The sequence below is a fragment of the Chryseobacterium sp. JUb7 genome (assembly GCF_024806495.1).
GTDB lineage: Bacteria > Bacteroidota > Bacteroidia > Flavobacteriales > Weeksellaceae > Chryseobacterium.
The window spans coordinates 619,924-640,043 of sequence record NZ_JANUFF010000002.1; the positions used below are offsets into that span (position 1 = coordinate 619,924).

Annotated in this window: 15 protein-coding genes; 9 read left to right on the plus strand and 6 right to left on the minus strand. The window is 35.4% G+C overall.

Features of this window, described 5'->3' with window-relative positions; all coding sequences use genetic code 11:
- Window positions 1–38 precede the first annotated feature (38 nt).
- The 5 genes from M2373_RS06415 to recG all read left to right on the plus strand — a co-directional run bounded on the left by M2373_RS06415 (window position 39) and on the right by recG (window position 8,039).
- Window positions 39–1,694 (plus strand): peptide MFS transporter, encoded by a 1,656-nt coding sequence (locus M2373_RS06415; protein WP_259108754.1) that lies wholly within the window; start codon window positions 39–41, stop codon window positions 1,692–1,694.
- Between the two features lie 133 nt (window positions 1,695–1,827).
- On the plus strand, window positions 1,828–3,582 hold the full coding sequence (locus M2373_RS06420) for a peptide MFS transporter (protein ID WP_259108757.1): 1,755 nt from the start codon (window positions 1,828–1,830) through the stop codon (window positions 3,580–3,582).
- A gap of 143 nt (window positions 3,583–3,725) precedes the next feature.
- Complete coding sequence (locus M2373_RS06425; protein ID WP_259108759.1) at window positions 3,726–5,237, plus strand: peptide MFS transporter; 1,512 nt, start codon at window positions 3,726–3,728, stop codon at window positions 5,235–5,237.
- A gap of 41 nt (window positions 5,238–5,278) precedes the next feature.
- The gene (locus M2373_RS06430; protein ID WP_259108761.1) at window positions 5,279–5,812 is read left to right on the plus strand and encodes a thioredoxin fold domain-containing protein; all 534 of its coding nucleotides are present in this window, start codon (window positions 5,279–5,281) and stop codon (window positions 5,810–5,812) included.
- Window positions 5,813–5,954: 142 nt separating this feature from the next.
- A complete protein-coding gene (gene recG, locus M2373_RS06435) occupies window positions 5,955–8,039 on the plus strand; it encodes an ATP-dependent DNA helicase RecG (protein ID WP_259108763.1) in 2,085 nt (694 codons plus the stop codon).
- 601 nt (window positions 8,040–8,640) lie between these two features.
- Here the strand turns inward: recG and M2373_RS06440 are convergent.
- From M2373_RS06440 to dapA, 4 genes are all read right to left on the minus strand, one after another.
- Window positions 8,641–9,087: a response regulator gene (locus M2373_RS06440; RefSeq protein ID WP_259108765.1), complete on the minus strand. Its 447-nt coding sequence runs from the start codon at window positions 9,085–9,087 to the stop codon at window positions 8,641–8,643.
- Complete coding sequence (locus M2373_RS06445) at window positions 9,080–9,661, minus strand: AraC family transcriptional regulator (RefSeq protein ID WP_259108900.1); 582 nt, start codon at window positions 9,659–9,661, stop codon at window positions 9,080–9,082. The genes M2373_RS06440 and M2373_RS06445 overlap by 8 nt, the downstream gene beginning before the upstream one ends.
- Before the next feature lie 293 nt (window positions 9,662–9,954).
- Window positions 9,955–10,455: a GNAT family N-acetyltransferase gene (locus tag M2373_RS06450; protein ID WP_259108767.1), complete on the minus strand. Its 501-nt coding sequence runs from the start codon at window positions 10,453–10,455 to the stop codon at window positions 9,955–9,957.
- 93 nt (window positions 10,456–10,548) lie between these two features.
- Window positions 10,549–11,421, minus strand: a complete 873-nt coding sequence (dapA, locus tag M2373_RS06455; RefSeq protein ID WP_259108769.1) for a 4-hydroxy-tetrahydrodipicolinate synthase — start codon at window positions 11,419–11,421, stop codon at window positions 10,549–10,551.
- A 197-nt stretch (window positions 11,422–11,618) separates the two neighbouring features.
- On the opposite strand from dapA, the gene M2373_RS06460 reads away from it, so the two are divergent.
- The 4 genes from M2373_RS06460 to M2373_RS06475 are packed head-to-tail and all read left to right on the plus strand — an operon-like array spanning window position 11,619 to window position 16,264.
- Window positions 11,619–12,386, plus strand: coding sequence for a 5'-nucleotidase C-terminal domain-containing protein (locus tag M2373_RS06460; RefSeq protein ID WP_259108772.1), 768 nt, complete (start codon window positions 11,619–11,621; stop codon window positions 12,384–12,386).
- On the plus strand, window positions 12,386–13,336 hold the full coding sequence (locus M2373_RS06465) for a bifunctional UDP-sugar hydrolase/5'-nucleotidase (protein ID WP_259108774.1): 951 nt from the start codon (window positions 12,386–12,388) through the stop codon (window positions 13,334–13,336). Before M2373_RS06460 ends, M2373_RS06465 begins: the two co-directional genes overlap by 1 nt.
- Window position 13,337: 1 nt before the next feature.
- A complete protein-coding gene (locus M2373_RS06470) occupies window positions 13,338–15,578 on the plus strand; it encodes a hypothetical protein (protein ID WP_259108776.1) in 2,241 nt (746 codons plus the stop codon).
- Complete coding sequence (locus tag M2373_RS06475; protein ID WP_259108778.1) at window positions 15,578–16,264, plus strand: DNA repair protein RecO; 687 nt, start codon at window positions 15,578–15,580, stop codon at window positions 16,262–16,264. Before M2373_RS06470 ends, M2373_RS06475 begins: the two co-directional genes overlap by 1 nt.
- 96 nt (window positions 16,265–16,360) lie before the next feature.
- Here M2373_RS06475 and M2373_RS06480 read toward each other — a convergent pair whose 3' ends face one another.
- The gene (locus tag M2373_RS06480; protein ID WP_259108780.1) at window positions 16,361–19,015 is read right to left on the minus strand and encodes an MGH1-like glycoside hydrolase domain-containing protein; all 2,655 of its coding nucleotides are present in this window, start codon (window positions 19,013–19,015) and stop codon (window positions 16,361–16,363) included.
- Window positions 19,016–19,290: 275 nt separating this feature from the next.
- Window positions 19,291–20,100 (minus strand): glucose 1-dehydrogenase, encoded by an 810-nt coding sequence (locus M2373_RS06485; protein WP_259108781.1) that lies wholly within the window; start codon window positions 20,098–20,100, stop codon window positions 19,291–19,293.
- Between the last annotated feature and the right edge of the window lie 20 nt (window positions 20,101–20,120).

Genomic DNA, 20,120 nt, shown 5'->3' on the forward strand with positions numbered 1-20,120 from the left:
TAAAATTCTATATTTGTGAAATTTGAAATTTATCAACTATGAAGACTAAACATCCTAAGGGATTGCCTTTCCTCTTCTTTACGGAAATGTGGGAACGTTTCGGGTATTATTTGATTCTCGGAATTTTTGTTTTGTATGTAATTGAACCAACAGGTTTAAAAGGTGGTCTCGGACTCCCGGATAAAACTGCAGACGACATTTTCGGAACGTATATCGCTTTAACGTATCTTACCCCTTTTATCGGAGGATTTTTGGCGGACAGAGTTTTAGGATATATAAAATCTATTTATTTAGGGGGAATTTTAATGGCAGCCGGATATATCGGAATGGGTATTTTTAAAGATCTTACTCTGTTTTATTCTTCATTAGCCTTAATTATTATTGGAAATGGATTCTTCAAACCTACCATCTCAACTTTATTAGGAAATTTATACTCCGAAGAACCTTACAAAGCCAATAAAGATTCAGGATACAATATTTTTTACATGGGAATTAATATTGGAGCATTTATCTGTAATATTATTGCCGCCTTTATGCGAAATAAATTCGGTTGGGGTGAAGCATTTATCACTGCCGGAGTCGGGATGTTGATTGGTATGGTTATTTTTACCATCGGTAGAAAGCATTATATCCATGCAGCACAAATGAAACCTGTACAGGAAGGCGATACAAAGCTTTCTGAGATTATGCTTAAAGTTTTTTTACCTGCTATTATTGCTGGAGTTATCGGTTGGCTTATTCCTAATAATATTTTTGGAAGTGACAGTACAGATGCATTTATTTTTGCCTGTGTACCTGTTATTTACTTCTATGCTTCTCTATATTTCAAAGCAAAACCGGAAGAAAAATCTTCCATCGGAGCTTTGTTATCCGTATTTTTGATCAGTATGTTTTTCTGGGCAGTTTTCAAACAAAACGGAACAGCCTTGACAAGATGGGCCAATTATTATACAGACAGAAGTGTTCCTGCAGCTTTAGAAAAACCATTAGAGGGAATTTATATGGTTGACGGGAAAGGTTATGAAGACAAAGAGGTGTCTGTTTATGACGATCAATACCAATCTCAAAAAGACAAAGACGGAAATACTATTAAAGAAAAAGGAAAAGATGTTTATTTTAAAAACATTTCACCTGAACAACGTGCAGAATTAGAAAAAAATCCTGAGAAAAAAGTTTATCTATACAATACAGAATTATTCCAATCGATCAATCCGTTTTGGGTAATTGCTTTAACGCCGCTTGTTGTCGGATTTTGGGCGTTATTGAGAAGAAAAGGCAAAGAACCTCTGACACCTACAAAAATTGTTCTGGGACTTTTCATTTCAGGGCTATCCTGCCTGGTTATGGTACTGGCAGTTTGGGCCGGAGATAATGGTGCTGTAAAAGTTTCGCCCTGGTGGCTGGTTGCCAGCTACGGAGTGATTACCGTCGGTGAGCTTTGCCTCTCGCCAATGGGACTGTCATTTGTTTCAAAACTTTCTCCTGCAAGAATTACGGCTTTAATGATGGGAGGTTTTTTCCTGGCAAACTCAGTGGGTAATAAACTTTCTGGGATTCTGGCAAGTACATGGTACAGTTATGACAATAAGATGAATTACTTCCTGGTTAACTTTGCATTGTTGATATTTGCGACATTATTAGGGCTTTCTATGTTAAAAAGGCTCAATAAAATTATGCAGGAAAAAGGTCATTAATCCTTATTTATAATAAAGAAAATCAAGCTGTAGAGTTATTCTGCAGCTTTTTTATTTAAATATAAAATTAAAATCTTGCTGAAAACACAAAAAAAACTATATTTGTCAGTCTTAACAAAAATTAACAATAAAAATGGATAATACTCAAGCATTAGGTCCAAAGCCGGATGAAATTGTAGAAAGAAGTGGTTCCAGACACCCAAAAGGATTATGGGTACTTTTCGGAACAGAAATGTGGGAGCGTTTCAACTTTTATGGAATGAGAGCTCTTTTGACGCTTTTCATGGTAAATTCCTTATTAATAAAAGAAGCTGATGCGGCGATCATCTATGGTGGATTTTTAGCTTTATGTTATCTTACTCCACTTTTGGGAGGTTTCATTGCTGATAAATATATCGGAAACAGAAACGCGATCTTAATCGGAGGTTCATTAATGGCCATTGGTCAATTCTTACTGTTCATCAGTGCATCAAGCTTTTCCGCGGACTTAGGAAGTGCAAAAATGATCATGTGGCTGGCTTTATTCGTTATTATTTTCGGTAACGGATTCTTTAAGCCAAACATTTCCTCAATGGTAGGAAGCCTTTATCCTAAACAGGAAAAATCAAAACTAGACTCTGCTTTCACGATTTTCTACATGGGGATCAACATTGGAGCATTTTTAGGCCAGTTTATTTGTCCATACGTAGGAGACGTAAAAGATGCTGCAACGGGAGTGAGAGATATTTTTGCTTTCAAATGGGGATTCTTAGCGGCTTCCATTGCAATGGTAATCGGAACAGTAACATTCTTTATCCTTAAAAATAAATATGTAGTAACACCGGAAGGAAGACCTATCGGTGGGCTACCAAAAAACAATACAAGTGCAGATTTCGAAGAAGGTGAAACTCAAACAGCAAAATTCTCCGGAGCATCATTAGCTATTACAGGAGGTATTTTTGTTATTTTATTCTTTGCTTTCAGATATTTACTAGTAGGTGAATTTGGGTTTAAAGCGGTAGAAATGGGGCAATTAATCAAAGGAATTATCTATCCTTTCATTTATGCTGCAGGTATTGCTTTGGCATTCTTAATTATGAGTTCTGCTGAAAATAAGATAGAAAAACAAAGAATTTGGGTAATCTATATCGTATCATTCTTTATTATTTTCTTCTGGGCAGCATTCGAACAGGCTGGTTCTTCATTAACATTTATTGCAGATAACCAAACAGACAGAAGCATCTTCGGATGGAATATGCCGCCTTCGATGGTACAGATTTTCAATGGTATCTTCGTTGTATTGTTGGCAGTTCCTTTCAGTTTGTGTTGGGATAAATTAAGAGCAAAAGGAAAAGAGCCGGTTTCTCCAATGAAGCAGGCAATTGGTTTAGCTTTAATTGCTTTAAGTTATTTCATCATTGCACACAACGTAAAAGATCTAGGAAACTCAGGTTTATTGGCTATTAAATGGTTAATGCTATTATATTTCATCCAGACGTGCGGTGAGCTTTGTTTATCACCAATCGGTTTATCATTGGTAGGTAAATTAGCTCCTAAAAGATTCGCATCTTTATTATATGGTGTATTCTTTATTTCTAACGCTGCCGGTTATGCATTGGCTGGTTCATTAGGAGCATTGATTCCTGCAACTGGTGATAAGTTCACTAAAGCACAGGAAATCGGAGTAAATCTTCAGGATGTTTTAGACAAGAAAGTAACTTTAAATGCTGATCAGGTTGCAGCTTTTGAAAAGGCTCAGCTACCTTTAGTAAACCCTACTTTCGCAGGATTTGAAATCCATAACTTATTCGAATTTTTCATGGTATTCGTAGTTCTTTGTGGTATTGCTGCTGTAATTTTAGCTTTAATTTCTCCAATTTTAAAGAAAATGATGCACGGTGTAAACTAATCCGCATCAATAAAATATAAGTAAAACCTCTGCTAAGTCGGAGGTTTTTTTTATTTTCGTATGTTCATTATTAAATTCTCAATTCTTGAGACAATGTTTCGACAATTGAAAGAACCCTTAATTAAATTTATTCATATACAATTATGAGCTTAACTTTAGACGAAATACAAAATTTCAAAGGAAAATATCCAAGGCAAATCTGGAGTCTGTTTTTCTCTGAAATGTGGGAACGTTTTTGTTTCTACGGAATGAGAGGAATGTTGGTATTCTTCATGATTTCACAACTTAACTTTCACGAAAGTGAAGCCAATCTTCAATATGGTGCGACACAAGCTTTTGTGTATGCTTTTACATTTATCGGAGGATTATTTGCCGATAAAATTCTAGGTTTCAGAAAATCTTTGTTCTGGGGCGGACTTTTAATGATTGTGGGAAGTTTAATTCTCGCAACAGATCCACACAAGTTTTTCTTTCTGGGAATTGCATTTACGGTTGTAGGAACCGGTTTTTTTAAGCCCAATATTTCTTCGATGGTTGGTCAACTTTATAAACCAAACGATTCAAGAGCGGATGCCGGCTTCTCACTTTTCTATGCCGGAATCAACCTTGGAGCATTACTTGGTGGATATTTGTGTATCGCCATTGGAAAAGGAGAACTTCTTGCAAGCTATATTCCTGAAGAATTAAGATGGCATCTTGCTTTTGGATTTGCTGCCATTGTTATGGTAATAAGCTTAATTAATTTTGTTTTTACCCAAAGAAGCTTAGGTACAATAGGTCTTCAGCCTGGACATCCTGATAACGAAATAAAATCCGCACCCATCCCAAAATGGCAGGAATACGGAGTTTATGTTTTATCATTAATCTTCGTTCCTATCATCATGACAATGGTCGCTAAAACCCAATATACAAATTATTTTATGGCGATAGTTGGTCCATTGACTTTAATTTATCTATTCTATGAAATGACGAAAGTAACTGCCGCTGAACGTAAAAAACTTTGGGCAGCTCTAATATTTATCATATTTTCTATTATTTTCTGGGGAATCTATGAACAAAGTGGTGGTTCACTAAGCATTTTTGCAGCGAAAAATTTAAATAAAGATCTTTTAGGTTTAGACCCTAATGGTGTAAACAATTCCGGAGGAGCTTTCTTTATCATCTTCCTTGCCCCGTTAATTGGATTGCTTTGGATTTGGTTAAATAAAAGAAAAATAGAACCCAATACGATCATCAAATTCGGACTAGGATTTATTTTTCTGGGATTAGGGTACTATGTTTTATTTGCCACAAGACTTTTTGTAAATCTTCAGGGAATTACTTCGCTGAATTTTTTCACCATTGCCTTATTGGTTATTACACTGGGAGAGCTATGCCTGTCGCCGATCGGATTATCAATTATGACCAAACTTTCCACCAAAAATCTTCAGGGAATGATGATGGGAATGTGGTTTTTGGCCTCAGCATACGGACAGTATGTTGCCGGAATTATTGGTGCCGGATTGGCTACTGCTAAAGAAGGATCGACCAATTATGATGCTTTTATCACTTATACCGATGGATATAAACAATTGGGTTTATATGCGGTAATTGCTGGTGTAGTCTTAATTTTGATCTCTCCTTTTGTTAAAAAATTAATGCAGGATGTAAAATAAAAGTAAGTAAATTATGCTTATTTTTACTCAAATATCAAATCATGAAGAAAATTATAAGCATAATCTGCCTATTTTGGTTAAGCCTCAGTTTTGCTCAGGTAAAATGGATGACGATTGAAGAAGCTTTACAGGCGCAGAAAGAAAATCCAAAAAAAATATTGATCGATTTCTATGCAGACTGGTGCGGACCCTGTAAAATAATGGATAAGAAAACCTACGGACATCAGGTGATTGCCGACTTTCTAAATGAAAATTATTATCCTGTAAAATTCAATGCAGAAGAAAAAAAATCTGTTGATATTTTCGGAAGAACTTTCTCCAATCCGGATACAGAACAGAAGAAAGGTAAAAACTCACTCCACGAATTCACTCAATACATGAACGTAGGAGCTGTTCCAAGCACTGTTTTTCTTGATGAAAACGGCGGACCGATTACCATTCTTCAGGGCGAATTATCAGCAAAGGAACTGGAGCCTTATTTGGAACTGATTTCTAAAAACCTTTATAAAAAAATTAAAACAAGACAACAGTGGGAAGACTACCAGAAGAAATTCAAATCTAAAATTAAAGATTAACCGTAATTTTTTTCAGATTTTGTTTTTAAAAATATAACGAAGACTTTCAATTTTTTTGGAAGTCTTTTTTATTTTACCGAAATTCGAGCTTTTATTTTTCCCATTCAAAACTTAGATCTGAAATCTCAGATCTCAGATAAAAATGACTTTAGAAACCTCCATAGAATATGTAAAGGGCATCGGCCCGGACAGAGCCAAACTTATCAAAAGTGTACTGGCCATTTCCAATGTAGAAGATCTTCTGAACTTCTACCCTATCCGTTATCTGGATAAAAATAAAGTATACAAAGTTTCCCAGCTTCAGGAAACTAATCTCGACATTCAGTTAAAAGGAAAAATTACAAGTATTCAGGAAATCCAAACCGGCAAAACAAAAAGGCTTGCCGCTAAATTCAATGATGACACCGGAACGATGGATTTGGTGTGGTTTCAGTATTCAAAATGGCTGAAGGAGCAAATTCCTGTCAATAAGGAAATTTTTATTTTTGGGAAAATCAATGTCTTTAATAATCAATATTCAATGCCGCATCCGGAAATTGAAATTGAAGAAAAAAAAGAAAGCGACAACCGCTTAAAACCTATTTATCCAAGTTCTGAAAAGCTGACCAAAAGAGGATTAAATCAAAAGTTTTTTCAAACTGTCTTAAGAAATATCTGCAAAGAAATTCCCAATCTTATTGAGGAAAATATGCCAGATTATTTAATGAAACATTTTAAATTTCTATCACGGCAGCACACTTTTCTAAATATTCATTTTCCAAAAGATATGGAGTATTTTGAAAAGGCCAATTACAGATTAAAGTTTGAAGAATCATTCTTTTTTCAACTGGGATACGGACTGAAAAAACTTCATCATAAAACCCACAATTACGGAAACCCTTTTCCTATTGTTGGTGACTATTTTACCGGTTTTTATGAAAATCATCTGCCTTTTGAACTTACCGGTGCCCAGAAGCGAGTGTTGAAAGAAATTCGTCTGGATATGAAAAGACCTGTCCAGATGAACAGACTTTTACAGGGTGATGTAGGTTCCGGAAAAACTATGGTTGCTTTATTAACTATGCTTATTGCCATGGATAACGGTTTTCAGAGCTGTATGATGGCTCCGACCGAAATTCTCGCTCAACAGCATTATAACGGAATTAAAGATCTTTTGGCGAATACCAATATCAATGTCCGTTTATTAACCGGTTCTACAAAAGCTTCGCAACGAAAAATTATCCATCAGGAGCTTGAAAATGGTGAACTTTCTATTTTGGTAGGTACACATGCTATTTTGGAGGATAAGGTTAAGTTTAAAAATCTGGGACTGGCTATTATTGATGAGCAGCATAGATTCGGGGTAGCGCAAAGAGCTAAACTATGGGCAAAAAATAAAATCCCCCCACACATTCTGGTCATGACGGCAACCCCTATTCCAAGGACATTGGCAATGAGTTTTTATTCAGATCTTGATGTTTCTGTAATTGACGAAATGCCGGTGGGAAGAAAACCTATTATCACAGCTCACAGAAGAGAAAAAGACCGGGCTTATGTCTATGATTTCTGTCGTGAAGAGATTCAGAAAGGGCGGCAGGTTTATTTTGTATATCCTTTAATTGAAGAATCTGAAACATTAGATTATCGAAACCTAATGGAAGGGATGGATAATGTTATGGATAATTTCTCAAAATATAATGTCACCATGCTTCACGGCAAAATGAAACCTGATGAAAAAGATGCAGCCATGAATTATTTTGCATCCGGGAAAGCCGAAATTATGGTTGCTACAACGGTAATTGAAGTAGGCGTTAATGTTCCGAATGCTTCTGTAATGGTGATCGAAAGTGCCGAAAGATTTGGCTTGTCTCAGCTTCATCAGCTTCGCGGTCGTGTGGGCCGTGGTGCAGAACAGAGCTATTGTATTCTGATGACTTCAGACAAATTATCTTCAGACAGCAGAACCCGGATTAAAACCATGACAGAAACCAATGATGGGTTTAAAATTTCTGAAGTTGATATGCAGCTTCGTGGCCCGGGAGATATTCTGGGAACTCAGCAAAGTGGTGTCGTCGATTTTAAAAGGCTGGACCTTGTCAATGATTCCGCTATTATAAAACTGACTAAAAAAACAGTAGAAAAAATTCTTGAAAATGATCCGCTCCTGGCCAAACCGGATAATATGGCGATTAAAAATTATTACCTGAAATATTATAAAGGCAAAAATAAATGGAGTAAGATTTCTTAAAATAAAAAACCGCGCAAAGAATATCTTTACGCGGCCCCCTTATAAAACTGTTATTTAGAAGAAATTACTTTTTAAAATTTACTTTAGTAGTCATTGATCAATATTCTGTGAGATTGGTGTGAAAATATTTATGATATTATTTGAATAAAATTCTCAATAACTATTAAAATAAATAAAAAACAAAATGAATTATGTTTCCAATTGCTTATTATAAAAACTAACTGGTTTTCGTTAAAGGATTTTTTAAAATGAAACGAATTTAATGTCCTTTACCTACTTTTCGAGTTTTCATGATTGTACCGTTTTGTTTAAAGATCTTCTGCGCTTATAAATTGGAAATTGATATAATTCATTTTGTTTAACTAACATTGTGATTTATATAATTTAGTTTCAATACTGAAACAATTATCTTTCATTCATTTACTGCTTTTATATGCTTTCTTTGTGTTGCTTGTTTGTCGTTACAAAAATGATGATACCGGGCTAAATAATTTTTATATGATTTCAATTTTTAATTACAAAATTTTCACCTTTATGTGAATATTATGTAACAAATACATTCCTACCTGATGAGATAAAATGCTAAAAATACCTTTATCCATCATATTTTCAGAATAAAATTATCTTTATTTAATCCTGAAGTATGATATTGCCAGGTTATTGTAACCACCTCTGAAACGATCTTTTTAAGACCTGGATAATTATCGGGTTTTCTGATAAAAACATTAGCACCCAGTATAAAAAAATCTTCTATTTCGTTATCAGGAAGATTTTCACCATAAACAGCGATTACTATATTTCCCAACCTCGACTCAGATTTTATCTCCTGAATACATTCCCGGATATTTTTCCCGGATATTTTACTATTCATAAATAAAACCTCGGGAATATGACCTTCTTTGCTGTTCAGATAATCCAATAATTGTAATCCACTATTGAAACACTGAACCTTGATATCTATTTTTAATTCTTTAAATATATTTTTCAGAAGAATCTGATTGGCTTCGTCGTCATCTGCAAGAATGACATTCAGAAATTCCTTATTCATAATGCATTTTAGTATTAATCATAAGGCTCGTTACCTTTCTTCTCTTCATCACAATTTTTTGAAACTGTGAAGGTGTGATTCCCGTTGTGTTTTTAAATTGTGTACTTAAATGAGCAACACTTGAATAGTTAAGCTTATGGGCAATTTCCGTAAGACTTTGCTTATTTCCAATGATCAGTTCTTTAGCATGTTCAATTTTTTGAAGAATAATAAAATTCTCAATTGATGTATGCGTAACTTCAGAAAATAAATTCGACAGATAACCGTAGCTGTGATTTAATTTTTCCGCGATATAAATAGAAGCCTTTACCGGAATAATTTCTCCGGAAAATACCAATTCTACAATAGTATCTTTTATCTTTTGTACCAAAGTAGTTTTCTGATTTTCGATAATCTCAATACCGTAATCTTCAAGATTTTTTTTAAAAGTCTTATGCTGTTCCTGGGTCAGAGTTTCATAAAATTCTACTTCTCCAAAATTCAGCAGACGGTATTTTAAGCCGTGTTCTTTAAGCTTTTCATCCAATATCTTTTTGCAAAGAGCATTGAAATCAAATTTCACATACATTTTCATCCTGATAGCGTGTCTCAAATTTCTACGTAAATATAGTAATTTATTTCATATAAAAGTGAAATAGAATATTTTTTTACGTTTTTTCCTAGCAAACGCAAAAAACTCCTGCATTATTGAATACAGGAATTTAAACACTAAGGATGAAAAAAATATACTGATAAAAAGCTATAAAGCTTAAAACCAAGCATATGAATGTATTGTTATAAGTGATTTGGTTCTGATGCAAATATCAAACAAAACTAAATATCACTTGTTATAGAATTACAGGATAATGTTACAGAATTTTAAGTCAATTACTTGTGAATTATGAATTCCATTAGGTAATCGTCCATCACAAAGTTGTTTCCGATATCAAAAACTCCTTCATCATATACTGTATAACCTTGAGACTCGTAAAACTGTCTTGCCGAATTGTATTTATTCACATTCAGAATAATTCTTTTATCATAATTTTCAGAAACTTTCTGATTCAAAAACCGCAAAGCTTCCTTACCCAAACCTTTCCCTTTACTTTCAGGAATCAGATAAATACGGTGAAGCTTCGTAGTAGATTCTTCATAATGGTTTTCATATCCGATAAAACCTTCAAAAGAATCGTTATCATCCTGAATTAAATAATAATGGTAGTTCGGTTGTTGCAAGTGATTTTTTATCTCTTCTGCAGAATACATTGTAGACAGCATATATTCCATTTGTTCGCCGGAAAGTATTTCTGCATAAGCATTTTCCCATGACCTTCTCGCCAAATCCTGAATCAAAGGAATATCGTTTTTTGTAGCTTCTATAAACTTCATTATTTTAGTTTTTTAATTAAAAAAAGTGAAAAGCACTGAGCCTTTCACTTTTATATTTGTTTATTGTAAATCTGAAATGTTACTTAGAACTCACTAAATTTTTGCCATTTCAGCTTTAATTTTAGCATAAAGTCCTTCTGAAGCAGGAACTAAAGGAAGTCTTAAGTAATTCTTAATAATTCCTTTTTCGGCTAAAACCACTTTAATTCCGCAAGGATTTCCTTCAGCAAAAATCAATCTTGTAATTTCAACCAATTTATTGTGGATTTCATATGCTTCTTTCACTTTTCCGTCAAAAGCCAGCTGTACCATTGTAGAAAATTCTTTAGGATACCCCTGTCCAATCACAGAGATTACACCATCACCACCTGCCAAAGTCACAGGAAGTGTAAATTCATCATCTCCGGAAACCAGAGAAAAACCTTCCGGCTTCTTTCTCAGAATATCAAAATACTGAAGAATATTTGGTGAAGCCTCTTTAATCAGAAATAAATTCGGAAATTCATTAGCTAAACGTAAAGTCGTTTCCGCTTCAACATTTTGCCCTGTTCTTGAAGGAACATTATAAATAATAATATTCTTTCCTGTGGAAGCTAATGCCTTATAGTGCTGATAAAGACCTTCCTGATTTGGTTTGTTGTAATAGGGAGACACAGAAAGTACCGCTTCAAATTCTGATAAATCTGTTTCCTCGATCTGTTTTTTAACTTCAAGCGTATTATTCCCTCCAATTCCCAACACCAAAGGCAAGCGTTTACTGTTAACCTTAATGATATGATCTACCACCTGTTTCTTCTCTTCATCAGAAAGCGTTGCCGCTTCTGCTGTAGTTCCCAAAACAACTAAATAATTGGTTCCGTTTTCGATATTATATTCCACAAGTTTTGTCAAACTGTCGAAATCAACGGATAAATCTTCATTAAAGGGCGTTACCAACGCAACACCTACTCCTTTTAAAATGCTCATCTGTTAAAATTATTTTTGTCAAATTTAATAATTTACGATAAGAATTTATAATAAATAAGAATGTTTTATTATACATATAATTATATTTGCATATACTAAAAGATATTATCACATCGCTATGGTTCAAAATTGTTCATAAAAACACTATAAGTACCGGCGATTGCATATGACCTTAAAAAAATAATAATTTGCAGCATATGAAAAATAAATTCTTGTTACTAGGAATTGCTCTGGCTACACTTTCCGCTTGTAAGACGGCTTCATCTGCCTCTTCAATGCAACTTGCGAATGTGAAGACTCAGAAAAACATTTCTATTAATAATGAGCTAAAGAATGATGATGAGTTTGTAAAATTTATAGAACCCTATAAGCAAAAGTTGGATAAAGAGATGAATCAGAAGATTTCTCATACCAATGTAGATCTTACAAAACAAGGGGACAACAGTAATCTGGGCAATCTTTTAGCAGACTATACATTCGATGGAGCTGATGAATGGGCGAAAAAAAATCTTCAAAAAAACGTTGACGCAGCATTGATAAACATCGGAGGAATCCGAACAACTATCGGGCAGGGCGATATTTTACTTAAAAACGTGTTTGAAGTAATGCCTTTTGAAAATGAAGTCGTTATTGTAAAAATGAAAGGAGCAGATTTACAGGGACTTTTTGATTATTATGCAAAAACTCAGGTAAATAATCCGGTTTCTCATTTATACATTGAAACTAATAACGGACAATCAGCAAAATCTTTAATCAACGGAAAAGCAGTAAACCCTAATCAGGATTACTATATCGCGACGTCTGATTATCTGGCTTTGGGTGGTGACAACATGAAATTCTTCGCAAAAGGAGAATCTATTCCTACAGGATTAAAAATGAGAGATTTATTTATTGATTATTTTAAGAAAAATCCTGAAGTGGTTGTAAATACAGATGTTCGTTTAAATTTTATCGGTAAGAAGTAATGGATAGAAAAAAGTTTTTAAAAGCAATAGGTGGCGGAACTTTGGCAATGGCTTTAGCTCCGAATATGATGATGGCGGAAGAATTAAAAGTTCTTAATTTAAAATCGGCTAATAAACTCACTATTCTTCACACCAATGATCAGCACAGCAGAATAGAACCTTTTGACGCAAGCTATACCAAAAATCCTAATCAGGGCGGTTTTGCAAGAAGGGCAAGTTTAATTCAGCAAATCAGAAATCAGGAAAATAATGTATTACTTCTTGATTCAGGTGATATTTTTCAGGGAACTCCCTATTTCAATTTCTTTGGAGGTGAGCTGGAGTTTAAATTAATGTCCATGATGAAGTATGATGCTTCAACGATGGGAAATCATGATTTTGATAATGGGTTGGATGGGTTTTTAAAGGTTTTGCCGAATGCACAATTCCCTTTCATCTGCTCGAATTATGATTTTAAAAATACAATTCTAGACGGAAAGACTTCCCAATACAAGATTTTCAATAAAAACGGAATCAAAGTAGGACTTTTCGGTGTAGGAATTCAACTGGACGGATTGGTTGGCAAAAAACAATACGGGGAAATGGTATATTCAGACCCTGTTGAAATAGCTCAACATTACTCAAACTTCCTGAAAAACGAACAAAAATGTGATCTTGTGATCTGCCTTTCTCACATCGGTTATGATTACAGGGACGAACCCAATAAAATAAGTGATAAAATCTTAGCTGCCAAAACTGAAAACATCGACATCATTTTAGGTGGACATACCCACACTTTCCTTCCGGAACCTCAAACTTTTACCAACAGACAAGGTAAAAATGTTTTGGTGAATCAGGTAGGCTGGGCCGGGCTTCTTTTGGGCAGAATAGATTTCTTCTTTGATTCTAATAAAAACGTAAAACATATTTCCTGGAATAATCAGGTAATTGACAGCAGCATAATAGCATAACATGAAAAAACTTTTAATCTCTCTTGGTATTTTGGCATCCCTGCAGTTGGTAAATGCACAAATTATTTCTTCTAAAAAGTGGCAGGATCTTTTTTCCTACAATAATGTTTTGGCGATGAAGGAAGATAACGGAAAAATCGTTGCCGCTACAGAGAACGGAATATTTTATTATACAATTTCATCAGGAGAAATTACAAAGTTATCCAAAGCCAATGGCTTGCATGAAGTGAAGATTTCAGCTTTTGACTATAATCCACAGACAAAAATAGGATTGGTAGGATATCAGAACGGATCCCTGGATGTCATCACTCCGGATGGGGTCACTTATGTTGTTGATATTCCTATCGCAACTGGATACAGCGGATCAAAAAAAATCAATCATATCTCTATTACCGGTGATCAGGCGATTGTTTCTGTAGGATATGGTGTTTCTATTTTTGACTTAAAGAAAAAAGAATTTAAGGATTCTGCATTCTTTCTTACCGGAGGTGTATATGAGGCCAGCAATGAAGCAACAATTCTTGGAAATAAAGTATTTGCAGTTACCAATACCGGTTTAAAAAGCCATGAACTGAATACAACCTTCCCGGTATTTACTACCTGGACTACAGAAATGCCCGGAAATTTCAAGCATATCGATTCCGAATCTGCGCTAGTATTTTCTTCGGCGACAACAGCCTATTTATATAACAGCGGAGGATCGACTCCTCTTTCGCAAACTTTCACCAACGTTCATGATATTGTTATTAATTCAAGCAATATTATCGTAACAGATCAAAACAGAACCTACAGCTTCAATACCAACGGAAACTTTATTTCGGCAGCTAGCTTTGGTGAAGAATGCAACACTTCTACAACGGTAGGCGGAAGACTGTATGCCGGGACCATATTGTCAGGAATTAAAGATGAAACCAATAATCTTTTCAAACCTGACGGACCCTATAAAAATACAGCCTATAAAATTTCATTGTTAAATGATCAAATATGGCTTTCCACAGGCAGTATGGAGAGCTATAATGCTCCGAGTTACAGAAACTTAGGCTATTATCATTTTGACGGTGGAAAATGGAACTATCCTGATTATTTTATCAATAACCCTATTGTTTTCAATATTCTTGATGTAGCACCGAATCCATCGAATGCAAGTGAAGTTTTCTTTGTCAATTACTCTTTACGTCCGAACGAAAAGGGGATTTACCGAATGGAAAATAATACTTTCAAAAAAGTATATAAAAATAACGATTCCGACAGCAACTATAATCGTCCGGGAGGTTTGACTTTTGACGAAAACAACCAGCTTTTTGTATCACTGGGAGTTATCGAAAATCAGACAGCAAATACCGGATATTATTTCTATAATCGAAGTGGAGACGATTTTACAGCAGTTCCTGTCATTGCTGGTGGAAACGTACTAAAACCGTTGGCCAAAGATGGCATTCTTTATATTCCAAGTCCGTTTTTTGATCCAGGAGGTCTGATTATGAAGCAGTATGGTAACAATCCTACTTCTACATCCACCCCTTTAAAGATGATCAATAAAAGTAATAATTTACCGGCCAGTGGAACTGTTTCCGCTTCCATAGATAAAGATGACAATGTCTGGATCGGAACAAGAGGAGGATTAAGAATTCTCTCCAATCCAAAATCAGCTATTACAGAAGCTTCACCTCAGACAGAAGCTATCGTCATCGAACAAAACGGTATTGCCGAAGAATTGTTCAGAGATAATACGATTTTACAGATTGAAACCGATTCCGGAAATCACAAATGGGTTTCTGTAGATGGTGGTGGTGTTTATTATATGTCTTCTACAGGAGAACAGACGATCAAACATTTCACGAAAGAAAACTCACCTTTACCTACCAATAGTGTAACAGACATTAAAGTAGACAGCAAAACCGGAAAAGTATATTTTGTAACACTGGATGGCGTCATGGTCTATCAGGGAGACGTTGCAGATGTAACTTCAGGTTTTGGCAACGTATTGGTATATCCGAACCCTGTAGTTTATTCAAACTTCAAAGGAAAAGTTACGATCAAAGGTTTAGCTGAAAAAACCAATATCAGAATCGCTGATGCTGCAGGAAATGTTGTGCATTCAGCAGTTGCAAGAGGCGGATATTATGAGTGGGATCTTAACAATAATAAAGGAAAAAGAGTGGCATCAGGAATTTATTTTGTACTGATGACAAATGAAGATGCTTCCGATAAAGCTACTGCAAAAATAGCTGTGGTCAATTAATGAATTCACAAGACAGTTTTTTACTATCTTATATAAAATATGGTGAAAATGATGCCGTTCTCCATTGCTTTTCGGAAGAAGATGGCTATCAGACCTATTTTTTAAAAGGAATCTATTCCAAGAGAAATAAGAAAAAAGCATTACTGTTGCCTTTAAACAAGCTTAACTTTTCGGTTAATCTGGGTAAAGGCAATGGTATTCAATCTGTTTCAAAACTTGAACTGGTAAAAAGCAATGATATTTATAATGATATTAAAAGCAATACCGTTATTTTTTTTATCTCTGACTTTCTGAATCAGGTTTTAAGAAATGAAAACAAAAATTTAAATGTTTTTTTCAGGATTGAAGAGTTTATTGAAGAATTGTCACATCAAAATTATCAGGCTCATTTAGTTTTTCTCATTATCATTTTAAAAATCCAGGGAGTAGCCCCTCTGATCAACCATGGAAATTTTCTGGATCCTGAAACCGGTACTTTCTCACAAACTACAACGCACCAGCTGTTCACTGAAAATATTTCAATGATCTGGAAAAATATTCTTACCACCGATAATCCTTATCAGATAAAAATACATTCTTCTTTCAGAAAAGATTTCTTAGACAGTCTTTTGGTTTATTATCATTATCATATTACCGATTTTAAAATCCCGACATCCCTCGAAATCATTCAGCAGATATTTGAGTAAGATAAACAGGCCGAAAGTATGAAGAAAGAATCTGAAGGTTTTACCGAAAATAGATCCTAGAACTCAAGACCCAAACCGTTTTCAATCTACTACGGTCTATTTAGCATCATCCGGCATTTCCGTTTCTGCTTCCGCAATTTCTTTTTTAGTAAATCTAGGCTGAAGGATTTTTGCAATGAGCCCTGTCCATCCAGTCTGATGGGAAGCCCCTACTCCACGTCCATTATCACCATGGAAATATTCATAAAATAAAATATAATCTCTGAAATCAGGATCAGTCTGAAATCTCGAATACTGGCCGTTTACAGGACGGTTTCCATTTTCATCTCTCAGAAATATTGAAGAAAGTCTTTTGCTTAAGGCATCTGCTATCTGATCTAGGTTTAAATAATTTCCACTTCCTGTCGGATATTCTACCATAAAATCGGGGCTGTAGTAAAAGAAAAACCGCTGCAGACTTTCAATAATTAAAAAATTAATCGGAAACCAAATCGGGCCGCGCCAATTGCTGTTGCCACCAAAAAGACCACTGTCGCTTTCTGCCGGAGTATATTTTACGGAATAATCCGTTCCGTTTAAATTTAAAGTATATGGATTATTTTCATATTCTTTCGATAAAGCACGAATCCCATACTCACTCAGAAATTCATCAGGATTCAACATTCTGTGGAGTAACCTTTTCAAGCGGTGCCCCCGTAAAAGGGAAAGCAGATGTTTAGAATCCTGGCCCTTTACTTCCCAGTGAGAAACCAGAGCGGCTAATTCAGGTTTATTTTCAAGAATCCATGTCATTCTTGCCTTAAAATTCGGAAGATTTTCAATCATCTCATCATCAATAACTTCAACGGCAAACATCGGAATCAGTCCTACAATAGTTCTCAACTTCAAATACATATGGCTTCCATCGCTGGAAGAAATGGCATCATAAAAAAATTCGTCCTCTTCATCCCAAAGGCTGAAACATTCATCTCCCATATTATCAAGAGAATTGGCAATAGAAAGGAAATGTTCAAAAAATTTCATTGCCATTTCTTCGTACACATTATTATATTGAGCCAATTCCAGTGCTATTCGCATCATATTGAGTGCAAACATCGCCATCCAGCTTGTTCCGTCTGACTGTTCCAGCTGCTCACCATTCGGAAGCGGCGTATTTCTATCGAAAACCCCTACATTATCAAGTCCTAAAAAACCACCTTCAAAAATATTATTTCCGTTGCTGTCTTTTTTATTCACCCACCAGGTGAAGTTCATCAACAGCTTCTGGAAAGCACTTTCCAGAAATTCTAGATCAGCCTTTTCTTTAAAATATTCATCAATCTTAAAAACCCGGAAAACGGCCCAGGCATGGACCGGAGGATTTACATCACTGAAATTCCATTCGTAAGCAGGAAGCTGCCCGTTGGGGTGCATATACCATTCAAAAAGAAAAAGTTTCAGCTGTTGCTTTGCAAAATCAGGATCGATTAAAGAAAAACTGATGGTATGAAAAGCAAGATCCCAGGTTGCATACCAAGGATATTCCCATTTATCGGGCATTGAAATGATATGTTCGTTGTTGAGATGCTTCCATTCATAATTTCTGATTTTTTCTCTGGATTTTGAAGGCATTACCTCTCCAGGATCACCTTTCAGCCATTTTTCCACATTATAATGATAAAACATTTTATTCCATAGCATTCCTGCAAAAGCCTGTCTTTGAATCAGTTTTTCATCTTCAGTTTTAATTCCTTCCTGAATTTCAGCATAAAATTCATCCGATTCTTGCTTTCTTAAGTCAAAAACCTCATCAAAATCTTTAAAAGGTTCTTTTATATTCTTATCAGAAATTCTGAACTCAAATATTTTAGATTCTCCGGCAGCAAAATTTTCATCGATCAAGAAAGAGGCTTTTGTTCCGATATCTTTCGGATTGACAGCCTGAGAATTACCGTTAATGATAAATTCATTGATTCCGTCTTTTGTATATCCTGACGTATTGGGTGACTGATAAAGCTTTTCATTATTCGTTTCATTATTACAAAACAAAGTTTTCAGAGATTGTCTGGCGTATATATTTTTACATTCTAATTCTTTATGATGTATTTGAATTGAAGTAGCTTCTTCGGAGCTTAATTGCGGTTTATAATCATCATATCCCCAATTCCAGGTATTTCTGAACCAGACTGTCGGAAGAATAATCAGGGAAGTTTCCTTTTCGGATTTATTGACAACAGTCAGTTTTACTAAAATATCATTTTGACTTTCTTTCGCATACTCAATAAAAATATCGAAATATTCATTTTGATCAAAAATCCCCGTATCTATCAGTTCATATTCAGGTTCATCCTTACTTCTCCCTGCATTCGTTTCTACAAGATCTTCATATGGAAAGGCATTTTGCGGATACTTGTACAGCATTCTCATGTATGAATGAGTAGGTGTAGCATCAAGGTAATAAAAATACTCTTTAACATCTTCCCCATGATTCCCCTGTCCGTTTGACAGACCGAAGAAACGCTCTTTCACCATTTTATCCTTTTTGTTCCAGAAGCCCACAGAAAACACCAATTTCTGAAAATCATCGCAAATACCGCATATTCCCTCTTCGCCCCAGCGATACGCTTTGGCTTCAGCAGAATCATGATTGGTATAATTCCAGGCATCTCCATTTTCGCTGTAGTCTTCACGTACCAGTCCCCATTCGCGATTGCTGACGTAAGGGCCCCATTTTTTCCATGAAATATCTGATAGTCTTTCTTTTTCTTTCATATTTTTTATAAACAAAGATTGGTTGGTGATAAATGATTAAAAATGAATATCTAATTTCTTTGAGAAACCTTATAGGTTTGTATACGTATAAAATTTTCCTATTTACATTAAATTGACAAGTAAACCATTCACAATTGACATTCAAAAGACTTTCTCTTCAACGTCGACTGATTCGCGCCCCGGATTGAACGGTATGTCTGAGCTCTTTTTGTAAGAAATGGACAGGCAAGGCACAAAAAAGCGAGTAGTGAAAGCCGGAAATGTGCGCCCAAGACTTAGCCTCCTGTTGAAAAGCTTTCAAAAGTTGTCATTCCTCCATCCACAAAAATACTGGCTCCGGTAATATAATCCGAGAGATCGCTTGCCAAAAAAGCAGCCAGATTTCCGATATCTTCCGGCTGTCCGATTCTGTTGTAAGGAATTAAGTTAAGAAGAGAGTTCAAGGCTTCAGGAGTGCCCCATGCGTCTTTATTGATCGGCGTCTGAATAGCACCGGGACAAATTGAATTAACCCGGATTTTGTCTGCACCATATTCCTGCGCCAGCGTCTGCATCAACATTCTTATGGCTCCTTTACTTGAAGCATAATTGGCGTGGCCTGCCCAAGGAATAATTTCGTGAACCGAACTGATATGAATAATTTTTCCACAGGCAACGGAACGTGAAGTATCGATTCCGCGGCGAAGAAATTCTTTAATAGCTTCTCTGGCACATAGAAACTGACCTGTAAGGTTGATACCAATTACCGCATTCCACTGATCAAGCGTCATTTCTGTGAATTTTGCATCTTTTTGAACACCAGCATTATTTACGAGAATATCGAACGTTCCGAATTCAGAAACTACATCCTGAAACATCCTGATCACCTGATCTTCTTTGGAAACATCACATTGATATGTCATGCCTTTCCCTCCGGCATCTGTAATTTCTTTTAAAACAGCTTTAGCTTCGTCTGTGGACCTTTCTGATGAATGATTCACAATAACTGTTGCCCCCGCTGAAGCAAGCGATTTTGCAATTCCCGAACCAATTCCACTGGAGGCTCCTGTGACTATAGCGACCTGATTATGAAGTGATATTTCCATGTTTAATTATTTGATGTTAC